The organism is Sphingomonas phyllosphaerae, assembly GCA_036946405.1.
GTDB lineage: Bacteria > Pseudomonadota > Alphaproteobacteria > Sphingomonadales > Sphingomonadaceae > Sphingomonas > Sphingomonas phyllosphaerae_D.
In genome coordinates this window covers 3,574,808-3,596,401 of record JAQIJC010000001.1, presented here as the reverse complement: position 1 = coordinate 3,596,401, position 21,594 = coordinate 3,574,808, and the positions used below count along the sequence as shown (strand labels likewise).

At 63.6% G+C, this 21,594-nt stretch carries 20 protein-coding genes and 1 tRNA gene; 15 read left to right on the top strand and 6 right to left on the bottom strand.

All coding sequences use genetic code 11. The annotated features are described in order from the left end of the window. Positions 1–191: 191 nt before the first annotated feature. The 5 genes from PGN12_16640 to PGN12_16620 all read left to right on the top strand — a co-directional run bounded on the left by PGN12_16640 (position 192) and on the right by PGN12_16620 (position 5,137). Positions 192–1,400, top strand: coding sequence for a DUF445 domain-containing protein (locus PGN12_16640; GenBank protein MEH3105514.1), 1,209 nt, complete (start codon positions 192–194; stop codon positions 1,398–1,400). Positions 1,401–1,488: 88 nt separating this feature from the next. Beyond that, on the top strand, positions 1,489–2,610 hold the full coding sequence (locus PGN12_16635) for an ABC transporter permease (protein MEH3105513.1): 1,122 nt from the start codon (positions 1,489–1,491) through the stop codon (positions 2,608–2,610). Next, the gene (locus PGN12_16630; protein MEH3105512.1) at positions 2,610–3,566 is read left to right on the top strand and encodes an ABC transporter ATP-binding protein; all 957 of its coding nucleotides are present in this window, start codon (positions 2,610–2,612) and stop codon (positions 3,564–3,566) included. Before PGN12_16635 ends, PGN12_16630 begins: the two co-directional genes overlap by 1 nt. A gap of 3 nt (positions 3,567–3,569) precedes the next feature. Then, the gene (locus tag PGN12_16625; protein ID MEH3105511.1) at positions 3,570–4,535 is read left to right on the top strand and encodes an MlaD family protein; all 966 of its coding nucleotides are present in this window, start codon (positions 3,570–3,572) and stop codon (positions 4,533–4,535) included. Positions 4,536–4,546: 11 nt separating this feature from the next. Continuing rightward, positions 4,547–5,137 (top strand): ABC-type transport auxiliary lipoprotein family protein, encoded by a 591-nt coding sequence (locus tag PGN12_16620; GenBank protein MEH3105510.1) that lies wholly within the window; start codon positions 4,547–4,549, stop codon positions 5,135–5,137. Positions 5,138–5,312: 175 nt separating this feature from the next. On the opposite strand, the gene PGN12_16615 is transcribed toward PGN12_16620, so the two are convergent. Continuing rightward, positions 5,313–6,164 carry a peptidylprolyl isomerase gene (locus PGN12_16615; GenBank protein MEH3105509.1) on the bottom strand — a complete coding sequence of 284 codons (852 nt, stop codon included), beginning with the start codon at positions 6,162–6,164 and terminating at the stop codon, positions 5,313–5,315. Positions 6,165–6,254: 90 nt separating this feature from the next. Between PGN12_16615 and PGN12_16610 the strand changes: the two genes are divergently transcribed. The 3 genes from PGN12_16610 to PGN12_16600 all read left to right on the top strand — a co-directional run bounded on the left by PGN12_16610 (position 6,255) and on the right by PGN12_16600 (position 8,481). After that, positions 6,255–6,345, top strand: a tRNA-Ser gene (locus PGN12_16610). Between the two features lie 156 nt (positions 6,346–6,501). After that, entirely contained in the window at positions 6,502–7,809 is a 1,308-nt protein-coding gene (locus tag PGN12_16605) for an integrase arm-type DNA-binding domain-containing protein (protein MEH3105508.1), read from the top strand. Between the two features lie 390 nt (positions 7,810–8,199). Beyond that, the gene (locus PGN12_16600; protein MEH3105507.1) at positions 8,200–8,481 is read left to right on the top strand and encodes a hypothetical protein; all 282 of its coding nucleotides are present in this window, start codon (positions 8,200–8,202) and stop codon (positions 8,479–8,481) included. Between the two features lie 194 nt (positions 8,482–8,675). On the opposite strand, the gene PGN12_16595 is transcribed toward PGN12_16600, so the two are convergent. The 3 genes from PGN12_16595 to PGN12_16585 all read right to left on the bottom strand — a co-directional run bounded on the left by PGN12_16595 (position 8,676) and on the right by PGN12_16585 (position 10,424). Continuing rightward, the gene (locus PGN12_16595; GenBank protein ID MEH3105506.1) at positions 8,676–8,906 is read right to left on the bottom strand and encodes an AlpA family phage regulatory protein; all 231 of its coding nucleotides are present in this window, start codon (positions 8,904–8,906) and stop codon (positions 8,676–8,678) included. Next, on the bottom strand, positions 8,906–9,190 hold the full coding sequence (locus PGN12_16590; protein MEH3105505.1) for a hypothetical protein: 285 nt from the start codon (positions 9,188–9,190) through the stop codon (positions 8,906–8,908). Before PGN12_16590 ends, PGN12_16595 begins: the two co-directional genes overlap by 1 nt. Before the next feature lie 193 nt (positions 9,191–9,383). Then, positions 9,384–10,424, bottom strand: coding sequence for a hypothetical protein (locus PGN12_16585; protein ID MEH3105504.1), 1,041 nt, complete (start codon positions 10,422–10,424; stop codon positions 9,384–9,386). A gap of 233 nt (positions 10,425–10,657) precedes the next feature. Here PGN12_16585 and PGN12_16580 point away from each other — a divergent pair, with 233 nt between their 5' ends. From PGN12_16580 to PGN12_16555, 6 genes are all read left to right on the top strand, one after another. Continuing rightward, complete coding sequence (locus PGN12_16580; GenBank protein ID MEH3105503.1) at positions 10,658–10,993, top strand: hypothetical protein; 336 nt, start codon at positions 10,658–10,660, stop codon at positions 10,991–10,993. Then, the gene (locus PGN12_16575) at positions 10,971–12,725 is read left to right on the top strand and encodes a hypothetical protein (GenBank protein ID MEH3105502.1); all 1,755 of its coding nucleotides are present in this window, start codon (positions 10,971–10,973) and stop codon (positions 12,723–12,725) included. Before PGN12_16580 ends, PGN12_16575 begins: the two co-directional genes overlap by 23 nt. Next, positions 12,710–13,132: a TIGR02594 family protein gene (locus tag PGN12_16570; GenBank protein ID MEH3105501.1), complete on the top strand. Its 423-nt coding sequence runs from the start codon at positions 12,710–12,712 to the stop codon at positions 13,130–13,132. Before PGN12_16575 ends, PGN12_16570 begins: the two co-directional genes overlap by 16 nt. Next, complete coding sequence (locus PGN12_16565; protein ID MEH3105500.1) at positions 13,129–13,566, top strand: hypothetical protein; 438 nt, start codon at positions 13,129–13,131, stop codon at positions 13,564–13,566. The genes PGN12_16570 and PGN12_16565 overlap by 4 nt, the downstream gene beginning before the upstream one ends. Positions 13,567–13,754: 188 nt before the next feature. Beyond that, positions 13,755–17,489: an FAD-dependent oxidoreductase gene (locus PGN12_16560; protein ID MEH3105499.1), complete on the top strand. Its 3,735-nt coding sequence runs from the start codon at positions 13,755–13,757 to the stop codon at positions 17,487–17,489. A 61-nt stretch (positions 17,490–17,550) separates the two neighbouring features. Next, positions 17,551–18,792 (top strand): DUF1996 domain-containing protein, encoded by a 1,242-nt coding sequence (locus PGN12_16555; GenBank protein MEH3105498.1) that lies wholly within the window; start codon positions 17,551–17,553, stop codon positions 18,790–18,792. 187 nt (positions 18,793–18,979) lie between these two features. On the opposite strand, the gene PGN12_16550 is transcribed toward PGN12_16555, so the two are convergent. Beyond that, a complete protein-coding gene (locus PGN12_16550; protein ID MEH3105497.1) occupies positions 18,980–19,867 on the bottom strand; it encodes a hypothetical protein in 888 nt (295 codons plus the stop codon). Between the two features lie 204 nt (positions 19,868–20,071). Between PGN12_16550 and PGN12_16545 the strand changes: the two genes are divergently transcribed. Further along, positions 20,072–20,617 carry a hypothetical protein gene (locus PGN12_16545; GenBank protein MEH3105496.1) on the top strand — a complete coding sequence of 182 codons (546 nt, stop codon included), beginning with the start codon at positions 20,072–20,074 and terminating at the stop codon, positions 20,615–20,617. 31 nt (positions 20,618–20,648) lie between these two features. Here PGN12_16545 and PGN12_16540 read toward each other — a convergent pair whose 3' ends face one another. Further along, entirely contained in the window at positions 20,649–21,398 is a 750-nt protein-coding gene (locus PGN12_16540) for a hypothetical protein (protein ID MEH3105495.1), read from the bottom strand. Positions 21,399–21,594: the final 196 nt, after the last annotated feature.

Genomic DNA, 21,594 nt, shown 5'->3' with positions numbered 1-21,594 from the left:
GTCTCACCGAGCCAATGCCTGCGGAACTGCCCCACCCCATCCCCTCCCCTGAAGGGGAGGGGCTTTTCCGGGATCGAAGGCCTATCGTCTCTGCGTAGGGGCAGCCTTCTGCACTTGAACTTCGCGGGCGATCGGGGATTGTTACGGGGATGATCGTCCGTGTCGCCCCTCCGCCTGCCGCCCTTGTAAGGATGCGGCGCGTCGCGGGGCTGTTGCTGGTGGCGATGGCGGCGGCGTTCTTCGCGACGCGCGCGCTGGAGCCGCGGCATTCGGCCTGGGGGTTCGTCCGCGCCTTTGCCGAGGCGGCGATGGTCGGCGGGCTGGCGGACTGGTTCGCGGTGACCGCGCTGTTCCGCCATCCGCTTGGGCTGCCGATCCCGCATACCGCGATCATCCCGCGCAACAAGGACCGGATCGGCGATCAGCTCGCGCAATTCCTGCGCGAATATTTCCTGATCCCGGCGGTGGTCGCGCGGCGGATGCAGCGGATCGACGTCGCCGCGGCGGCGGGGCGGTGGCTCGCCAATCCGCGCGGGGCAGGGGGCAGCCGGCTGACACGCGGCATCTCGCGGCTCGCGACCGAGGTGTTGCAGGCGCTCGACCAGGAGCGGCTGGGCGGGATGGTGCGCGCGATGATGGTGACGCGCGTGCGCGAGACCGAGCTGTCGCCGATGCTGGGCCGCGCGCTGGCGGCGGCGATGGCGGAGGAGCGGCATCGCCCCGTGATCGATGCGCTGGTGCGCTGGATGCGCGGCGCGCTGGGGTCGAACGAGCATCTGATCCGCACAATCGTGCACGACCGCGCCGGCACGGTGCTGCGCTGGACCGGGCTGGACGAGACGCTGGCCAACAAGATCATCGACGGGCTCGACAAATTGGTCGCGGAGATGGCCGACAATCCCGAGCATCCGCTGCGCCTGAAGGTCGAGGAGGCGATGGCGGGCGTCGCCGAGCGGCTCCAGCACGATCCAGAGATGCGCGCGCGGGTGGAGACGGTGAAGATCGAGCTGCTCGAGAATCCGGCGATGCAGGACTGGATCAACGGGCTTTGGGAACAGGCGCGCGCCGCGATGCTGCGCGCCGCGCGCGACCCCGATGCGTTGATGGCGGGCAAGCTGGGGGAGGCGTTGCATCAACTGGGCGCGACCTTGCAGGACGATCCGCGGCTGGGGCGGATCATCAATCGCTTCGTGCGCCGCGCGGCGGTTGGCGCGGCGGCCGATTACGGCGACGCGATCGTGCGGCTGGTGTCGGAGACGGTGCGCGGCTGGGATGCGCAGACCGTGACGCAGCGACTCGAGAATGCGGTCGGCAAGGACCTGCAGTTCATCCGCATCAACGGCACGCTGGTCGGCGGCATGGTCGGCGTGGTCATCCACACGATCGATGTGTCCTTGTGAGCGAGCGATCACAAATGTGGTACGCGCGCGGAACGATTGGCGTGCTGGGCGCTTGTGACCGGATGAGCTTTGCCGCATGGATCGACCGATGAGTGCGGCTGCCGATTTCAGTATCGATCAAGACGGTGCCCGCGCGGGCGGCGGGCAGGTGTTGCGGGTGACCGGCGACCTGTCGCTGGCGCGGCTGGGCGATCTTCCGAGCCGATTGGAGAAGCAGGGCGGGCAGGTTTCCGTCGTCGATCTGTCGGCGGTCGAGCGGATCGACACGATCGGCGCATGGGTGATCCACCGTTTCGCGCGGGAGCATGACGCGCGGATCGAGGGGTTGAGCGGCGACGGGCAGAATCTACTGGAACAGGTGCAGGCCGCCGATCAGCCGGTGCAGATGCGCCCGCAATCGCGCTCCGCCTTCCGGCGGGTGCTCGCGGAAATCGGCGAGTCGACGTCGAACTCGGCGCGCACCGCGCTGGGCCTGCTGGCCTTCATGGGCGAGACGGTGATCGCGTTCGGCCATGTCCTGCGGCATCCGAGCCGCTTCCGCTTCAACGCGACCGTGCAGCGGTTCGAGGTAGTCGGCGTTTCGGCGCTCGGCATCATCGGCCTGATGAGCTTCCTGATCGGCGTGGTGATCGCGCAACAGGGCGCGGTGCAATTGCGGCAGTTCGGGGCCGAAGCGTTCACGATCAACCTCGTCGGGCGCATCACGATGCGCGAACTTGGCGTGTTGATGACCGCGATCATGGTCGCGGGGCGATCCGGCTCCGCGTTCGCCGCGCAGCTCGGCACGATGAAGCTGACGGAAGAGATCGACGCCATGCGCACGATCGGCGTCTCGCCGATGGAAGCGCTGGTGCTGCCGCGCACGATCGCGGCGATCATCCTGATGCCGCTGCTCGGCTTTTATTCATCGATTATCGCGATCATCGGCGGCGGGCTGTTGTGCTGGTTCGCGCTCGACATTCCGCCGGTCGCGTTCGTCGCGCGCATCCGCGAGGTGGTGCCGATCACTGACGTGTTCGTCGGGCTCATCAAGGCCCCGGTGTTCGGCGCGATCATTGCGGTCGCCGGCTGTTTCCAGGGGATGCAGGTGAAGGGCGACGCCGAACAGGTCGGCCTCAAGACGACGTCAGCGGTGGTGCAGGCAATCTTCATGGTGATCGTGGTCGACGCGTTCTTCGCCGTCTTCTTCGAACAGATCGGCTGGATCTGATGCCGCAGCACAACGCCAGCCGCCCCGACAGCGCGCCGATCATCAAGGTGAGCGGGCTGCGCAACGAGTTCGGCGATCAGGTGATCCACGACAACCTCGATCTGGAGGTGCGGCGGGGCGAAATTCTCGGCGTCGTCGGCGGGTCGGGCACCGGCAAGTCGGTGCTGATGCGCTCGATCATTGGGCTGCAATCGCCGAGCCGCGGCGTCGTCGAGGTGTTCGGCGAGCCGACGCTCGATCGCAGCGAGCTGGACACGGTCGAGATCCGCAAGCGCTGGGGCGTGCTGTTTCAGGGCGGAGCCCTGTTCTCGACGCTGACCGTCGCCGAGAATGTGCAGGTGCCGCTGCGCGAATTCTATCCCGACCTCGACCTTGCGCTGCTCGACGAGATTGCGTCGTACAAGGTGGTGATGACCGGCCTGCCGGCCGACGCCGGGCCGAAATTTCCCGCCGAGCTGTCGGGCGGCATGAAGAAGCGTGCCGGGCTGGCGCGCGCGCTGGCGCTCGACCCCGAATTGCTGTTCCTCGACGAGCCGACCGCGGGGCTCGACCCGATCGGCGCGGCGGCGTTCGACGATCTGACCAAGGCGTTGCAGAAGACGCTGGGGCTGACGGTGTTCCTCATCACCCACGATCTCGACACCTTATATGCGATCTGCGACCGCGTCGCGGTGCTCGCCGACAAGCGCGTGATCGCGGTGGGGACGATCGACGAATTGCTGGCGCTGGATCATCCGTGGATCCAGGAATATTTCAACGGGCCGCGCGGCCGGGCGGCGGTCGCCTCGCAGGAGCGCGGTGTCGCGGACGATGCGGCCGCACACCCGACCGAGGTGGCGCAGCTGCAAAGCGGGCAGCGCTCGCAGGGCGGCATGGCGGACGATTATGCGCGCGGCGCGGATAGGGCGGATCACGGCAGGTCGGCCGGCGTCACCGGGTCGGGCGAGAGGGGCTGAGAGATGGAAACGCGTTCGAACCATGTCCTCGTCGGCGCGGTGGTGCTGATCCTGCTGGCGCTGGTGGCGGTCTTCACGGTGTGGATCGCGCGGATCGGCGGCGCGGAAGAGCGCGACTATGACATCTTCTTCCGGCAGGCGGTCGACGGGCTGGCGAAGGGCTCGTCGGTGACCTTTTCGGGCGTGCCGTCCGGGCAAGTGAAGAGCATCTCGCTGTGGAAGCCCGATCCGCAATATGTGCGCGTGCGGATCAGCGTGAACAACGACACACCGATCCTGCGCGGCACCACCGCGACGATCCAGGGCAGCTTCACCGGCACCAGCACCGTCAGCCTCGACGGCGCGATCAAGGGCGCGCAGCCGATCACCTGCCCCGAGGGCGACGCCGCCAAGAGCGTCTGCCCGTTGGGCGTGCCGGTGATCCCGACCAAGACCGGCGGGATCGGCGCGATCCTCAATTCCGCGCCGCAGCTGCTGGAGCGATTGTCGACGCTGACCGAGCGGCTGACCGGGATGCTGAGCGACCGCAACCAGGCGTCGATCGCCGGCATCCTCGACAACACCAACCGGCTGACCGACGCGCTCGCCGATCGCGGGCCGGAGATCGCCGCGACGCTGGCGCAGACGCGGATCGCGATCCAGCAGGCGGGCAATGCCGCGGAGCAGATCGGCGCACTGGCGCAGACCACCAACGGCGTGCTGGCGAACGACGTCCAGCCGGCGATGGCCAATCTCAACAAGGCGATCACGTCGGCGCAACAGAGCGCGGATACGCTGAACGCCGCGATCGGCGATGCGCGGCCGGGGCTGACGACGTTCAGCAAGCAGACGATCCCGCAGGTCAATCAGCTGGTGCGCGACCTGCGCGTGACCGCCTCGTCGCTGAAGTCGATCTCGGAGCGCGTCGAACAGGGCGGCGCCAGCTCGCTGGTGGGGCAGCCGGCGCTGCCGGACTATAAGGGGAAGTGACCGTGCGTGCTTTGGCGAACAAGCTTCTGATCGTCGCGGCGCTGGTGCCGCTGGCCGGCTGCATCCGCTTCGGCGCGTCGCCGCCGCCCTCGCTACTGACGATCGCGCCGCAAGCGCAGCCGGCGGCGGGCATGGTGCAGAATTCGGCGACCGGGCGGGCGATCGTGATCGAGGTGCCGGCGGTGCCGCAGTCGATCGCGGGCACACGCGTGCCGGTGCAGGCGACCGATACGTCGCTCGCCTATGTCAAGGACGCGCAATGGGCCGAGCCGCCCGCGCGGCTGTTCGCGCGGCTGCTATCCGACACGCTGACCGCGCGCGCGCAGATGGTCGTGCTGTCGCCCGCGCAATCGTTCGACGCGCCGAGCGCGACGCTTGGGGGCGAGCTGCGGACTTTCGGGGTCGATGCGGTGCAGCGGCAGGCGGTGGTGACCTATGATGCGTCGTTCACGCCGGCGGGCAAGCCGACGGTCGAGAAGCGTCGCTTCGAGGCGCGCGTGCCAGTTGCCGCAATCGACGCGGCGCAAGCGGGCGCGGCGCTGAGTCAGGCGGCCAATCAGGTCGCGCAACAGGTGTCGGACTGGGTCGGCGGGCAGCGGTAGGACGGGTCGGTCCTGCCGTCAGCCGGAGGGCCTTGTTACCCCGCAAGCTGCGGGCATCTGCACTGCCTTATTCCGTCATCCCGGACGTGATCCGGGATCCCGCGTCTGCCCTCCAGAAGCGGGCTCGGGATCAAGGCCGGTGTGACAGAGCAGGCCGTCCTGCGGCCCCGTCACTTCAAGGCACCCGCCGCACCTCCAGTGGCACCTCGCACACCTCGATCCCACCACCGCCGATCGTCGGCGCGGGCGGGTTCTCGCGACGGCGGATCATCGCCGCGAAGCGCGGATTGTCGGCGGCGCGATATTGATAGCGCGGGCGCTCGGCAGCGGGGATGTCGATGGCAAGCCGCATCGCGACGATCGGGGTGTGCTCGGCGGCGTCGGCGTAGAAGCCCATCGGCGCATCGCTGCGCGGCAGCGACGAGAGATATTGCATTCCCGCGATGATCCGCCCGACGAGCGCATAGTTGCGGTCGAGCCGTCGCGCCGACTGGCCGATCGGCGTCGACATCTCCGCGCCTGACCCGGAGGTGGGATCGGCATCGCGCGCGACGTTGACCATGCCATAGCAATGCGTCAGCCACGCATGGCCGTGCCCGTCGCTGGCGACCGGCCAGCCGTCCGCAGTGATCCCCGATGCCGCCGAATGCGGATCGGCGCGCGTCAGCGTCTGCGCTGGCGCGAACCGCGCGATCTCGAACTCGGGGGGCAAATGCGTCGGCACGCCGGGCGCGAGCGGCTTCTTCTCGCTGGCGTCACCCCATTGTGCCACCCAGTTTTCCTGCACGCGATAGACGCTCAGCCCGTCCCACCAATGCGCGTGCGCCAGCGTGCGGATGCTCGCGACGTGCAGCGGCGCATAGCCGGCCGCAAGCCGGATCACGACGCTGCGGTCGCCCTTGAGCCGCATGACCAGCAGCTCGTCATCGGGGATGGTGCGCCAGTCGCTCTCCACCGGTTCATGGGGCGCCGGCACCGCCGCGGCGGGCGTCTGGGCGAGCAGCAGCAGGGCGGTGAGCATCGACATCCCCGCACCGTGACGCATCGCTGCGCGCGAGGCAATCGATGCGCTTGCGCAATATGGCGACTCCGACTAGTGCCGCCCTTCCAAGCATGCGGAGCGGTGGCCGAGTGGTCGAAGGCGCTCGCCTGGAAAGTGAGTATACGTCAAAAGCGTATCGAGGGTTCGAATCCCTCCCGCTCCGCCAAGACCGCTTTCCAGCCGGTCCCGAACAGTCCCATTAACCGCTGATTTGCGTGCGTTTTCGCGCTATGCTCGTCCCGATCAATCCCGATCCTCGCCGCACAAGCGCGGGGTATCGGGGGGCATCGTTCGGGGTATCGATTTTGCGGAGTGGGGTACGATGGCGCTGACCGACACAGCGGTGAGGAAGGCAGAGCCTCGGGAGAAGCCGTACAAAATGGCCGACTCCGGCGGCCTCTATCTGTATGTCGCGCCCTCGGGCCTCAAGTCCTGGCGGATGAAGTTCAAGGTCGGAGGGTCAGAGAAGCTGCTGACCTTCGGCCCCTATCCCGACGTGAGGCTGTCGGTGGCGCGCGAGCACCGCGACGAGGCACGCCGCAAGCTGCGCGAGGGCATCGACCCTTCGGGCGCGCGCAAGCGGGCCGAGGAGGAACGGGAGGCCGCGCGCGCCGAGCAGGCCCGCCTGCTGACGTTCGAGCAGGCCGCCCGCCGCTGGTGGGATATGCAGCGCGGCCGCTGGGCTCCAGTTCACAGCGAGGATGTCATCACCAGCCTGGTGCGGGACGTTTTTCCGACGCTGGGCGCGCGGGCGCTGGTGGCGATCAAGGCCCCCGACGTGTTGGCGACGCTGCGCGCGGTCGAGGATCGCGGATCGATCGACACGGCGAAGCGGCTGCGCCAGCGGATCGCCGCCATCTACGACATGCACATCTCCGAGGGTGTCACCGAGAGCAACCCGGCGGCGGCGATCGGCAAGGCGCTGAAGCCTTTGCCGAAGAAGGGCCGGCAGCCGGCGATCACCGATCCTGACGAGGCGCGGAAGGTCCTACAGGACGCCGAGGCGTCGGGCGCGTCACCGATCACCAAGCTGGCGTCGCGCTTCCTAGCGCTGACGCAGAGCCGCCCAGGCATGGTCCGGGGCGTGATGTGGGTTGAAATCGAGGGCATCGACTGGGACGATCGCCGCTACGGTCCCGAGCTGCCCATCTGGCGTGTGCCGGCCTCGCGCATGAAGCTGATTATGGATCTGAAGGACGAGGAAGCGTTCGAGCACCTGATCCCGCTGTGTTGGCAGGCAGTCGACGTGCTGCGCACGATCCATCGCCTGACCGGCCGCAATCTGCTCATCTTCCCCGGCCAGCGGCATAGCCATCGCCCGCTCAGCGAGAACGCGATCGGCTACCTCTATAATCGTGTGGGGTATCATGGCCGGCACGTACCCCACGGCTGGCGCTCGTCGTTCTCGACGACGATGAACGGGCTAGCAGTGCGGCAGAAGCGCTTGGGTGACGAGGCGGTGATCGAACTGATGCTGGCGCACGTACCGCAGAACAAGGTGAAGGCGGCATACGATCGTGCCGGGCACATGGAGCGGCGGCGCGAGCTGTCGCAGGAGTGGGCGGATATGTTAATGAAGGGCATGCGGCCGGCTGCGGCGCTGATAGAGGGCAGGCGGAGGGGAGTTTGACTCCGCTGAGCTGTCGGTGACGGGTGGGGAGAAGGCAGTATGAGCGCCCTCAGCGCTTGAAGTGCCATCCTGAGAACGGATCACGAAACCACAACATCGTGTGGTGTAGTAAGATCAAGCGTCACCATATAAAGATATCTTGAATTGTTGCTCTAAGGCAACGGTCCCGACATGTTCTCAAGGGAACGGTCAGAATCCTGCTAGACTCTTGTCAGCCGGTTAACGATGGTTGTTGGTGACATGATTTGGGCCGGAGCTGTGGCGGCTCCGGCCCAGGTCATCCGCTAAACGAACTGCAATCGTCGGCGGAACGGCTAAGAAGCACCTGAGGAATACAACCTTAGGACGACGGGTCAAGGCGATTGCGACAATCGGCAAGGAGCCGACGCAATGTCTAACAACCTTCACATTTCCTATGACCTGAATGCACCTAATCAGAATTATGAGAAGGTGATCACCGCTATCAAGGGCCTCGGCGGGTGGGCGAAGATCCACAAGTCGTTCTGGTACGTCAACTCTACCTACACTGCATCGCAAGCATGCGCGATCGTTTGGGCCGCAATGGACTCGAACGACACGGTGTATGTCATTGATGCCACCAACAACGCGGCTTCCTGGCAAAATATCAACCCCGAGGTCGCGACCTACATCAGGGATCGTTGGCTGAAGTAATCTCGCTTCCCACCTCGAAGCGTTAGTCCGCAGTCAGCGCAATGGGCTGGCCCACCAACTTGGCCAATCGAGCGGCCTCCCGGTCGGTATCGGGGATAAGCTCAAACCTGTGGTTTTGCCCAAAGAGCTTCATACGCCACCTCTGGGTTTGTAAACACATAATTGGCTCTTAATTACGCCTGATATGCACCTAATTAGGCAGCAGAAAGTTGTCGAGGAGTAACCCTCCATCCCATCGGGTTTGCTACCCAAGCATCGATGTCGGCCTGATACCACGCCACCAGTCCATCGCTGATCGGCACCGACGCTGGAAAAGTGCCGGCGGCGATCCGCCGGTAAATGGTCGTGCGCGATAGGGCGGTGCGCTTCCGTACATCCGTCAGGCGCAGGAGGCTGTCGCGGCTGCGATCGGGCCTCGTCGCCATCACGCCGCTACCTTGTTTGCAGGCCGGGCGAGCGGAAACGCGATAATCCGCTCACCATCATCAGGATCGCCGCCGTCGCGCCCTTTCCAGTCGCCGCAAAATCGATCCTCATGCGTGACCGGGAAAACAGAGACGGGGAAGGTCTGCGCCGCCTGAACGACCGGCGCGTGAACCTGGCAGGTGCCTTCCTCAAAAGATGCGCTCGGATCACGGCTCGCGTTGGCGAGCCGCGGTCCCATGCGCTGCCACCAGTGACAGGTGGCGCAACGGCGGCAGTCGGTCATATCGGCATGGCTCCGCTTTGATACTCCCCGCACTGGTGCCCCCTGTGGACGGCGGGGAAGATCGACGTCAGGTCGGTCGCGGTGAAAGGGCGAGGGGGGTAGCGTCGACAGATGCCGATCGCAGCACTGCCCCTCAGGGGCGCGGCGCTTGCATCGATTTCACCAGAGGCGAAGTGCGTACAGCTGCCGCAGGTCACGCGCCCTGCTCCGACAGGCTTACCCCCGCGATTCGTGCGAGATCCTCGATCGCTCCCCAGGCGAGCTGAACCTGCGGGTTTGCCGTCTTCAGCCCGGCCACGAACTTGGGGTCGGCAGGGTCCATCATTGCCCGGTCGGACCAGCCCTCACCAACCATATGGAGGAACGCTGCGCGCATCTTGGCGATGACGCCCTCCAGCGTGGTCGCGGTATTGTCGGATAGTGTCGCAAGACAAGCGTCGTACGAAGCGAACAGCGCGCTCTGCTCTCCCTCGGTAAGATCGTCGCGGCTGTACTCGTCCGTCATTTTCCGGCGGTTCGACGTGAAGGCTTCCAGTAGCAGAGCGTCTCCCTTGAGGCTGGATCCATGGCGCCCGAAGCGGCGGGCGTCCGCGGTGACCGCTTCCACGATCCCGTCGCGCTGGTTCAAGCGCCACTGCTCGCCGTCCGCCAACAGCTTCAGCTTGACGGCAAGTTCCGCCGGCCCCGGTGCGACGGAGAGGAGCAGGCGATCCAAGGCATCGCCCTCGGCATCGACGAGGTCGTCGTATTTCGCCTGCATGGCGTCGTCGACGTCGCTGCCCGCCGGGCTGTAGACGGCTTTCTCAAACGTCAGGCGCTCGCTGCGGGCAGAAGCATGGTTTTCGTATCGCCGCTGCCAGGCGATAAAAGGCCCGCGCATGTAGCGGTCGTAGCCGTCAGGCATGACGATCGGGACAGGGGCGGTCGAAGCCGGCATATCGTCGGGATGCAGATAGCCGACGCCGAAGAAGCGACGTGCGTCGGCGATCGCGGCAACTGCCTCTGCATCGCCAATCTCGGCGCCCTCGGCAGTAACCTGAGCGAGGGCGATAAGCTTCATGACTGCATCGTCCGCGGAGCGGGAGGGGCGGTAGATGATGGCGGACTCGATGGTGTTGATGTCGCCACACGCCACGGACATCTCTGCATCGGAATGCGCCACCGAATTGTTCAGGCGCTCCATGATCGCGTTCCGCTGGATCAAGAGTTCGCGATGCGATGCGGCGTCGTCCAAGGCAACGGCATCTAGGAACGCCTGACGGATCGCGCCGCCAACTGGCTGAGAGAGGTTGAGCGCAGCGCTGACGGCGAATGCCCGCGCGGCCAGTCGTTCCAGAGCTTCCAGCAGCTGGACCTGATCACCGGAATGGAGACAGATGCCATACTCACCGATGGGACCGAGTTCGCCAGCTCGGGCATCATCGTAAAGCTCGATGAGATGCGTCTTGAACGTAAAATCATGCGGCGATGCTGGTCGCGCTGGCGAACCTCGTCGCGGTGATCGTTGACACGATGCGCAATGCGCAGGTGCCCAACGAGGTGGTGCACCACTTCATTGATGAGCTTGCCGAGCTGAACGCGATCACGCTGAACGGGGAACCAACGGGCAAGGCCCCGATCTGCGCGGCTCCGACGGTAGCTACCAGCAGGCACAGGATTTTCGGGTCGCGTTCACCGCTCCCGCGTGACCTTCCCAAGGAGAAGCACCATGACCCCCAAGTTCATCGCCACGCGCAATTTCAAGGACAGCGGCAGCGAGCGCGAGTTCGAAGCCGGGCCGATGCCGGACGACGTCGATGCTGAAACCGGCGGCGTGACGGACAACGGTGCCGATCCTGCGCTCGGGCAGACGTCCACGCTCCAGCTTCTCCAGTCGGTGCCGGTGACCGACGCCATGCTGGTCAGCAGCCTCGTCGCCGAGAACGATGCGCCGACGTGGGCGGCGGGCACCGGCTATGCCAAGGGCGCGCGGGTTATCCGCGCGAGCACGCACCGGATCTACGAGAGCCTGATCACCGGCAACACCGGCAAGACGCCGGAAGCGGAACCGGCGTGGTGGCTGGATCTCGGGCCGACGAACCGCTGGGCCATGTTCGATCAGGCGCTCGGCACCGCGACGACCCGCAGAGGCGGGGTCGAGGTGACGCTGAACGGCGGGGCTGCCAACGCCGTGTCTCTGATCGACCTGGTGGGCGACACCGTGCGGGTCCGCGCGAACGGGTACGACCAGTCGCAGGCCGTGAAGCCGGGAGCGCTGACCTTCACCGGCTTGCCCGGTAGCGGGCAGGTAATCGTGACGGTCAGCGGCGCCCAGGCGGCGGTAGGCACGCTGCTGATCGGTCGCATTGTTGGTCTGGGCGTGACGGAGGCGGCGCCGACCGCTGGGATCACCGATTTCAGCCGAAAGGAGACGGACGATTTCGGGTCGGTAAGCGTCGTCGAGCGCGGCTACCTGAAGCGCATGACTGCGCGCGCGCTGATCCGCACGGACGCGGTCGACGTGGTGGCGGATCGCATGGCCTCGGTGCGCGCGCGCCCGTCACTCTGGATCGGCCAGTCAGGTGTCGACGCCATCACCGTCTATGGCTTCGTCAAAGACTTCGAGATCGAGGTCGGCACCGCGGTCAGCAAGCTGTCGCTGACGGTGGAGGGCCTGACGAAGGCCGCGCCCATCGCGACCACGGTCGCGCAGCTGGTGCCCCGCGGCCCGTACAATGCTGCGACAATCTACGCCGAGGGCGCGCTCGTCGAGGATCAGGGCGTGACATGGCGCTACATCAACGCGACGCCGACCTCCGGCTATGCCCCGCCGGCGCTGCCGACGACCAGCAACGCTTTCTGGCAGGTGTTCGCCAGCGCCGGCATGACGCCCGAGCAGCAGGCCGAATACGAAAAGCTGGTGGCGGCGCTGGCGGCGCTGACGTCCGACAACATCATCGCGTCCGGCGGCGAGAAGAACCAGATCATCCAGCTGTACTCTCAGCTGACCGATGAGAGCGCGCGGGCACATGCCGCGAGTCTCGGCCTTGCGGCTACCTATGGGGGTGATCCGACGTACACGGAACGAGCCGCCCGCGATGAGGCGCTCGGGGCGCTCGACACCTATGTCCACCTCGCCTATGCGAACAGCGCGGACGGCAGCATCGACTTCCATCTGAGCGACCCAACCGGCCGAAAGTATCTCGGCACCTACACGGACCAGACCGAGGCCGACAGCCCGAACCCAGATGCCTACGCTTGGAGCCTGATCAAGGGAGCCGACGGCACGAATGGCGCGAACGGCGTCTCGCCGATCGCGGTATCGCTCCAGCCATCCACAATCACCGTCCAGACCTTGGCAAACGGAACGCCCTATGGCGGGCAATTTCCCTACAGCATCGGTGTGACCGCAACCCAGGCGGGCAGTGCGATCCCCGTCACCGGCCTCTCGATCATCGCGACCGATGGCATGACGTTGGCGCTGAACCCGCTCCGGATCACGGGTGTGACGAAGACGGACGCTTACGCCGTGATCGACGTATCGGCGGCTGGCTGAAGCTGCTCGGGGCATGGTGGGCGAACGACGAAGAGCCGTGGTGCGGCACGTTCGTTGCGATTTGCCTCAAGGAAGCTGGCCTTCCGATCATCAAGCACTGGTATCGCGCGAAGGCGTGGGCCGACTGGGGCGTAGCGGTGTCGCCGCGTCTCGGCGCGCTGCTCGTCTTTGGCCGCGCAGGCGGCGGACACGTCGGCTGGTACATTGGCCAGGCATGGCGGACGATCGCCGGCAAGCGCGTCCTCTTCTTCCGCGTCCGCGGCGGCAACCAAAAGAACATGGTCTGCGATACGTGGATCGAGGCCGAGCGCATGATCGCTTGCCGGTGGCCTGCCGGCGTGACCGCGACCGGCGCTGAGATCGAACTCGCATGGAACGGCGAACCCGTTTCGCGGAACGAAGCGTGACGCGGGCGGCGGTGTGGGCGCTCCTGCGCCGCTTCTGGCCGGTCGCCGTCATCGCCCTCGCGCTGTTCTTTCGCGCTCAACGCGACGATGCACTCCAGACCCTCGCCAACGAGCGACAGGCATGGACCGCATCGCTCGACCGCGCCGATCGCGCGAAGGCGGATCAGGAGCGTGACTTCGCCCAGCGGATCGCCGCGGCAGCCAACTCCTTTGCCGATCGCCTGGCCGCGCGCGAGCCGATCATCCTTCGATCCACCAACACCGTGAGGGAATATGCTCAGACTGCTGCTGGCCGCGTCATCTGTCGCAGCCCTGACCGGGTGCGCGACATCGATGCGCTCGATGCCGATCTCGCCGATCGAAGTCCCGGCACCGCCCAGCGCGGCGCTGACACCCTGCGACCCAACGCCGCAGCATCGCCAGGCGGACGGTAGCGCAACCGCCAGCGACGACGATGCGTCGATCCGCGACGGTCGCTTCGACCTCAAGAGCTGCGACGACAAGCGGCGCCTGCTGATCGAGGCGTGGCCTCGATCCAGCACCAGCACAGCGCCTCAGGCTCGCTGACCACCAATCATCCGACATCCTTGCCGGCCCGACCGGCTTCCCGGGGAGAATAGATATGCCTTCGACGACTGCTGCCGGTACCGGCATCGCCATTTCTGCCAGCCTCCCCGCCACTCAGGATGGTGTCGGCTATGGCGCGCTCTCGTACACCGAGATCAGCAACGTCGAGTCGCTGGGCGGATTCGGCGCGTCGACCGAGGTAACGACGTTCCAGCCGCTTCGCGGAGCCCAGCAGAAGCACAAAGGTCCGACGAACTTCGGCACGCTCAATCCGACGATCGCGCTTGACGAGGCGGACGCCGGTCAGGCGCTGCTGGCCGTCGCGTCAGCGCCGACGAACAGCAGCCTCTATGCGATTCGGGTCAGCAAGCCCGATGGCTCGCTCCGCTATTTCTCGGCGCGCGTGTTCGGGATGCCCGAAACGATCGGTGCCGCGAACTCGATGATCACGGCGGCTCCTGTGATCGAGATCAACACGCCGGTTGTGAAGGTGGGCGCTGGCGCCCCCGCCGCGCCGTCGTTCACCGTTCAGCCCTCGATCTCACCTTCGAGTGGTGCGGTCGGCACTACCTTCACCGCCTCGGACGGCGCGGCGTCGAATGCGACCAGCTATGCTCGTCGGTGGCTCTTGAACGGGGCCGCGATTGGTACGGGTTCGACAGTCACGCCGAATGCGACCGGCACCCTCACCCTCGAGGTCACGGCGACCGGCCCCGGCGGAACTAGCGCGCCCGCGACAAGCTCGGGTGTCACGGTGTCCGCAGCTGCTACGCCAGCTCCCGTCTTCTCGACGCAGCCTTCGATCTCGCCGTCGAGCGGAGCGGTCGGCACCACTTTCACGGCGAATGACGGCGCTGCCTCCAACACCACCGGCTACACCCGGCGCTGGCTGCTCGGCACGACTGCTATCGGAACCGGTACGACGGTGACGCCGAACGCCTCGGGCTCGCTGACGCTCGAAGTGACGGCGACCGGGCCGGGCGGAACGAAGCAGGCAACCAGCTCGGCAGTGACGGTCACCTCCACCCCGGCTCCGTCGCCAACCCTCGGCACGCTTACCCTGTCCGACGTCACCTTCCAGCGCGGTACCGCCAAGACGGTCAACATCCTCGGCGCGACCAACGGGAGCACGATCACAGGCAACAGTCTGCCGACCAGCTTCAGTCTCGATAGCGCCGCTCGCACCCTGACCTATAGCGGCGCCGGCACCGGGGCGGCCAGCCCGACGCTTTCGCTGACAGAGACGCTCGCAGGTGCCACCAACAGCCCGAACACGTCTTCGATCGGCATCGTGATCAATGCCGCGTCGGGCACCTTGCCAGCCTTCACGATGCAGCCGGAGACGACGACCGCCGTATCGAACTTCTCGACGCCAGCGAGCGCCGGCCAGATGCGCGCGATGGACAAGGCCATCCGGCGTTTCAAGGCGGAGGGCATCTGGTCGAAGATCAAGGTGTTCGGAACCGTTGGCGCAGATGCTCAGCAGACCGCCGTCAACTGGAAGACAGGCGCCGTACTCGCGACGACTGGCGCTCTGACGATCACGACTCCGTTCGAGGCGATGACGCCGGCCCAGACGGCCCTCATCCGGTCGGGCGTGCTGATGAGCGACCTCGACCCGACCAATGCGACGATCGGCTCCTACAGCAAGCAGACCACTTCGATGGTCGCGAACATCGGCGCGAAGAATGCGGACGGGAATATGTTCTCCGTCTCGCCGAAGGTGGCGACTGACGGCGTCGGCAAGGGCGGCATCGGATCGCCCGAGACGCTCTTCACTGGGGCGCTGTCCGAATACGATGGGGCAGGCTGGCAGGCGGTCACCCGACTGCCGGCGGATGGCAACAACATGCGCGCCTATCGCTTCGGCGCGCCGAAGGGTGTTCTTGCATCCGCCCCCGGATCGGCAGCGTCGATGAGCGTAACCGAACTGTACATCGGCGGCTACAACAACAATGGCACGGCGGTTTCTTCCGGACGGCGCATCTTCGCGTGGTTGATCGCCGAGGGCCTGACCGATCAGCAGATGAAGGCGCTAGGCTATATCGTCGAAGGTCTCTCGGACTCCCTCAAGTACGGAGAGTACAACGAGATCCCGGCGGGGTATGGCGCTACGACGGTTTCGTCGGATTCGGTCTTCTACGGCGTCACTCCGATGAGCATGGTCGGTGCCTGGGAAGCGAAGCGGCAGGGTCTAAGCCCGATCATCGTCGGCGGCTGGCGCGAGCGCCGGCCGGGCGGCATGTCGTCAGGCGGGCTGGGCTTCACGGACTTCCTTACGCAGTCCGCGCTCCAAGGGCTTCCGCGCTGGATGCTGGCACAGCTTCAAACGATGGACGGCCAGGGAACGAACGTTTTTCAGTTCAATCCGAAAACCTTCGACAAGCTGACGCGCTCGATGTTCGATCCGCGGTTTTCGTTCGGCTATGACATTCCCATCTACTATTCGGACGGGATCGCGACCGGCGGCGTCACGAAGACTGGCACCCGAGTGACGAAGATCGTCACCCGCGATGGTCGCACGATCAACTGCACCGGCTATGTCGCAGATGGCTCATACGAGGGTGACTTGGCGCGACTGACGCCGGGGGTGACGACGGTATATGGGCGCGAGGCAGCGAGCGGCACGTCGGCGGAACTCAAGAACGGCGAACGCGGTCTCTTGCAGGATGCGGGCGGCAACGGTCACCAGTTCCGCAACAAGGCCGACAATTCGTTTGTGAAGGTCGATCCATGGGTTGTGCCAGGCGACACCACGTCGGGGCTGCTGCCCAACGTCAACCGCATCTATGTCGCGGGAAGTCCGGCGAATGGCGCGGCGGATAACAAGGTTCAAGCGTTCAACTTCCGATCGACCTTCACCAGCGGTGATCTGTACCGCCGTCCGTTTCCATTCAGTGCCGGCAACCCGCCGGCCGGCTACAATAAGCTGTACTATGAAGCACTCGGCCGCTTCCTTGCGATCTCGACCACTTCCGTCCTTGCCGATTTGATGAAAAACGATCCGCTGCCGGGTGTTGGCGGTGTGTCCGACATCAACGCGAAGAATGGCTTCTCGACCGACTTTTTCGCGAAGAACTGGGGCTATCTGGAAGGGACGAACGCTCAGCGCGAGGCGATCTGGAAAGACCTCTGGAACAAGACGATGGGCTTCTGGTACTATCTCCAGTACGAGAATGACTCGCGCATTTCGACTGCGATCCGCACGGAAGCCCTGAAGTGGGGCCTGTCGATGATCCACTACACTGACCCGCATCCTAATGACGATTATGGCTACATTCCCCAGCTGTACGTTCGTGAGGGCTTCCGCCTCGTTGGTGATCTCATCGTCACCGGTGATGATGCGCAGCGCACCGACGGCACTACGCCGACTTCGATCAAGACAATTGCCGTCGCAAGCTATGACGTGGACAGCCACCATGTCGAAACGGTGGCGGAGAACGTCGGCGGCACTTGGGGAATGTGGAACACGGGCAACGTGCAGGCCAGCCAAGGCGGCGCGGACGGCGTCCAGCCGATCCCCTATGAGGCGATCGTGCCGAAGGCTTCGGAGTGCACGAATATGTTCTGCTTGTTCGGCATCTCGGCGACCCATATCGGTATATCGTCGTACCGCATGGAGTTCACCGGCATGTTGGCCGGGCAGAGCGCCGCACACGCCATGAAGGTGGCAAAGGCAGCCAGCGGCCAGGACGTGCAAAGCGTCGACTATCCGACGCTTCGGAGCTCCATCCTCAATGCGGCGACGCTGACTGGAGAAACTGCGCAGCTGCTCCCGCAGGTCAACTGATCAACCTTTAAGGGCGCTCGGCCCCGAGCGCCCTGCTTTCTGCGCAATAAGCGAGGTCGACATGAAAAGATTGTTCGGTGCGGCGCTCGCCGCCCTGTGCCTTGCCGCGCCTATTGCGGCGCAGGGCCCAACGCTGAAAAGAGAGGCCCCGCCGGTTGCCGCAGCACTCGGCGAACCTCAGGCAAAGACATGGCAGGCGTGGCGAGAGCAGTATCTACGCGCGCTGAGCATGATCCGAAAGCCGGTCGGTGATATCGTTGAGCCCGAGCTCGGGGCAGACTTCACGAAGGTGCCGGCCTCGATCCCGACCAATCAGCCGATCGCGCCTTTGCTGTCAACGGGCTGGCCCCCGGCTGTGAGCGGGAAGCCTGACACGGTCGGCGCGTTCCGTTTCCTCTGTGCGCCCGGCCAGGTCAGCCGGGATGACCCGATCGTCTTTCCGAACCAGCCCGGTAAGAGCCACCTCCACCAGTGGTTCGGAAACCTGTCGGCGGATGCGTCCTCGACCTACGAAAGCCTGCGCACGAAGGGCGACAGCACCTGCGTCAACATCCTGAACCGGTCAGCGTACTGGATGCCGGCGATGCTGAACGGCAAGGGCATGGTCGTCCGACCGGATTACGTGTCGATCTATTACAAGCACTTCCCGGCCGGCTCGGCGGATTGCGCCAGCGTCGCTGCGAAGGGCTGCACTTCGCTTCCCCGCGGGCTAAGAATGATCTTCGGCTACGACATGCAGTTCGGCACGCCGGCGACCGGGTCGGGCTACTTCAACTGCGATGGCCCGACGGCGAGATCGGGGCATTACGCCACGATCACCGAAGCGGCGAAGAACTGCCCTGCCGGCAATCGGTTGGGCGCCATTATCAACGCTCCGCAATGCTGGGACGGCAAGCGCCTCGACAGCCCGAACCATCGCGATCACGTCGGCTATGCGATATGGCGCAACCTTCCCGACGGGCGCTCTGCATATTCCTGCGATCCTGCACACCCTTATGCGATCCCGGGCTTCACGATGGGCGCGTGGTACTCGATTGAGAGCGGCGAGGACGCGGCCGATTGGTATCTCTCATCCGACGAGATGCCTGGAATGGCTCGTATGACGCCGGGCTCAACCTTTCACGCTGACTGGTTCGGCGCGTGGGACGACGACATCATGGCCGTGTGGATGCGGAACTGCATCGACAAGCTCCTGTCGTGCAACAGCGGCGATCTCGGGGATGGGCGCGGGCTCAAACAGACCGGAGACTGGTCGTTCAAGACCGCAAACCGGCTAGTGCCGATCCCCGCCTTGCCGCAGTAAGGTCCTACTCACGGGCACGGTGAGCCTTCGGTGCTGCAGCAGTGGCTGCAAACCCACGGAACTCCGTTTGCAAGGGGGGCCACACCGAGCCCGCGACATAGCGCGACTCCGACTCAACTATAGTTCCTCGGCGACTTCTTGAGTCAGTACCTCGTCGTAAATGTTTCCTTCGGCGCGGAGCTGTATATCAAAAAAATCTTTCCTCGAATCTCATGAGAATGGTTTCTACCGAGTCATACAATTCAGTCAAAGCTGATACGACGGGCACCCCACTAAATCGAGCCATATCATGCAGGCCAATATTAAATGTTGGCTCGAAATTGCTGTAAATTCCTGCGCCGGGTGTGGTGGTGATAAACTCCATGTCATCGTGAGGCGAGGAGAATAAAAAACGTCGATCAGCGACGCTATTGCCAATAACACGTGGCCTAAGCTCGTCAACTGGTTGATGCATGACGTTTTTGCCTGGCTTTGGTAACGCTTCCGGAGCACGCACTAGATGCTGCCCCTTCCTTGAGCCCCATCGAAGTAGAAGAGCCCCAGTGATCACGAGCTCTTGAAATGCTAAATCAGTAAAGCTCATCTTTATGGGCTCTGCCAACGAGCGATGCTTATCACGATTGTCGAGTGTGTTTATTACCCAAATAATATCTCCCGCTCCCCCTCTATACGGCTCGATCTCCCTCAGAAAATCAATAACATCAACTGTGAAATGATCGGACAAATACTTTAGCAACGAAGGCATTTCATTTGCATGATTTCCAACGGGAAACTTCAACGCACCTGGCTTCGCGCTTTCTGTATGAATTTTGTCATATCGAAAGCCAGCTGAAAGCATCCTATCGAGAGGAGTCCTAATATTATGCACAGCATCAGCTATCGCGCACTCAATCTCTAAAGGTATGGCATCTAAAACAAAGCTCCACACCTCCTCTGCTCCCGAAGCATCAACCTCAGGGGCAAGGCGATAAGGCCTCTTATCGAAGAATAGCTTGATCGCGCTGTCTACGTCTCTGATATGAAGCCGCGCCCTTTCAAGTTTGGCGAAGCTTGATTCAAGAGGATGGTTCGACATGTTTTTACACTACTTCTCGCGACAATAATCTCTTCGTAGCGCAATTTTGTATAATAGAGAATAGCTGCCGGAAATGCATCCCTGTCCCGCATTTTAAGGTTATTTTATTCAACTAGCCTCCGCCGCTCCGGCGAATCACGGGTGACGGTTCTAGCTACCTAATGCACCCCCGCGCCCCCTCAATCCAGCCTTTTTGTTCCTGCAATGTTCCGGCATATTCAACACATGGTCGGGCAGCCGAAATCCCTCTACGACCTCCGCAAGGTGGAGGGAGCGGTCAACGTCACCTGCAAGGCGTGCGGGAAGTCACGGCTGTACGATCTCGAGGAACTGATCAAATCGCGGACGTTCCAGCGGTTGTCGACCGATTGGGAGGTCGTGATCCGCGAGATGGCGTGCTGGCACTGCGCCGATCGCACAGAGACGCGTGTCGCCATCGTCCCCTATGCCGCCAACGACCGCGAGTTGCGCGCGCGCCGCGCCGAGACGCTGCTGATCAATCTGGCGCTCAAGGTGCTACATCACGCTGCGTACGGGGCGCGCCGCGATGACATTGACACGCCGGCCGTCCGCCTCGCGTTGCGCGTGCTGCGCCCTTTCCTGCCCGATCGCACGCTCCTTATCCGATACTGGGATGAGGGAAAGGCGGCGAAGGGGCAGGCACTCAGCGACGCTGTCCACGCGCACAATTGGATCGTGCAGGCATTGGTGACACGGGGGTACTCGGTTTGGGCTGAGTTCCGGCTTTAATCGATGTCAGACTGCGCAGGAGACGCGTGTGTCAACCAGCCTGCTTTGGCTGTAAAAGGTTTGACTTAACGAGGCTATCCCGGAATGCTATAAGCTCATCGCGAGTGAAAGCTTTATGTCGGCCCGGCAACATTTGAAGATGCTCGCGTATGGTACGCAACCTCGGGGTTTCCTCGCCCCCTTGAAAAATCTCTTTGTATCTCTTTCGAGAGAACCAAGCTTTCATATCGGCTGCTTGTATTGGTGAAAATTGGCCGTCAGTCATAAATTCCGGCTTTGATACTAGCCGAGAGGTAACTTGGGGTGGCATCTTTGCCATGAAATCTAAAACACTTTCGTCCCCAATTTTTGATTCCCAACCTGCGTCAAAGAAAAATTGGAGACTAGCACCTTTTGTGAAATCTTTATCTCGCAAAAGCTCAAACAACGTATTATAAAACAGAAAATAATAGATATTTTCCCAGTAAAGAACCCTCGTATCAGTAAATACTTCCTTATGCAGTGCTTGGTCTATAGTGAAGGTAAAACTAAATTCGGCATACTCTACAATTATATTGTAGAAGTATTCAACGATTTTCTCTCTTTCGTCGATCGGCCGGCTTCCAAGGTCCGACATCTTAAAAGGTTTTCCCTCAAGATATTTGTCGCAACCCACTTGCCAGTGTTCTTTGAAATTTTCCCATCGCTCTGGAGTTGATGCATATCCTGCAAGGGCGAACGCGCCTGTGCTGGCTCTGAGGTCGTCGAAGCTTTCATCCACGGCTATTTGTAAGGTGCGCAAATCTGTCCTCCAATTTTTGCTCGTCCACCGTAATTGCGCTGACTTTCAAGGGCGCCTAACGATTCATGCTTTGCATCAACGAGTCGACACAAGCCGCCAAATGCATAGCGCGTTCGAAAATTCATCGACACGTTCTTCGCCCCTTCGTGCGGGAGCAGCGGCTGCTGACCGAGTTTTGGAAGGCCGCAACGGCAGA

What these genes read in the sequence shown, in the direction of transcription:
- PGN12_16640 (MEH3105514.1), top strand. Translation starts at nt 192, where the DNA reads ATGCGGCGCGTCGCGGGGCTGTTGCTGGTGGCGATGGCGGCGGCGTTC.
- PGN12_16635 (MEH3105513.1), top strand. Translation starts at nt 1,489, where the DNA reads ATGAGTGCGGCTGCCGATTTCAGTATCGATCAAGACGGTGCCCGCGCG.
- PGN12_16630 (MEH3105512.1), top strand. Translation starts at nt 2,610, where the DNA reads ATGCCGCAGCACAACGCCAGCCGCCCCGACAGCGCGCCGATCATCAAG.
- PGN12_16625 (MEH3105511.1), top strand. Translation starts at nt 3,570, where the DNA reads ATGGAAACGCGTTCGAACCATGTCCTCGTCGGCGCGGTGGTGCTGATC.
- PGN12_16615 (MEH3105509.1), bottom strand. Translation starts at nt 6,164, where the DNA reads ATGTCGATGCTCACCGCCCTGCTGCTGCTCGCCCAGACGCCCGCCGCG.
- PGN12_16605 (MEH3105508.1), top strand. Translation starts at nt 6,502, where the DNA reads ATGGCGCTGACCGACACAGCGGTGAGGAAGGCAGAGCCTCGGGAGAAG.
- PGN12_16600 (MEH3105507.1), top strand. Translation starts at nt 8,200, where the DNA reads ATGTCTAACAACCTTCACATTTCCTATGACCTGAATGCACCTAATCAG.
- PGN12_16595 (MEH3105506.1), bottom strand. Translation starts at nt 8,906, where the DNA reads ATGGCGACGAGGCCCGATCGCAGCCGCGACAGCCTCCTGCGCCTGACG.
- PGN12_16590 (MEH3105505.1), bottom strand. Translation starts at nt 9,190, where the DNA reads ATGACCGACTGCCGCCGTTGCGCCACCTGTCACTGGTGGCAGCGCATG.
- PGN12_16580 (MEH3105503.1), top strand. Translation starts at nt 10,658, where the DNA reads ATGCTGGTCGCGCTGGCGAACCTCGTCGCGGTGATCGTTGACACGATG.
- PGN12_16575 (MEH3105502.1), top strand. Translation starts at nt 10,971, where the DNA reads ATGCCGGACGACGTCGATGCTGAAACCGGCGGCGTGACGGACAACGGT.
- PGN12_16560 (MEH3105499.1), top strand. Translation starts at nt 13,755, where the DNA reads ATGCCTTCGACGACTGCTGCCGGTACCGGCATCGCCATTTCTGCCAGC.
- PGN12_16555 (MEH3105498.1), top strand. Translation starts at nt 17,551, where the DNA reads ATGAAAAGATTGTTCGGTGCGGCGCTCGCCGCCCTGTGCCTTGCCGCG.
- PGN12_16550 (MEH3105497.1), bottom strand. Translation starts at nt 19,867, where the DNA reads ATGTCGAACCATCCTCTTGAATCAAGCTTCGCCAAACTTGAAAGGGCG.
- PGN12_16545 (MEH3105496.1), top strand. Translation starts at nt 20,072, where the DNA reads ATGTTCCGGCATATTCAACACATGGTCGGGCAGCCGAAATCCCTCTAC.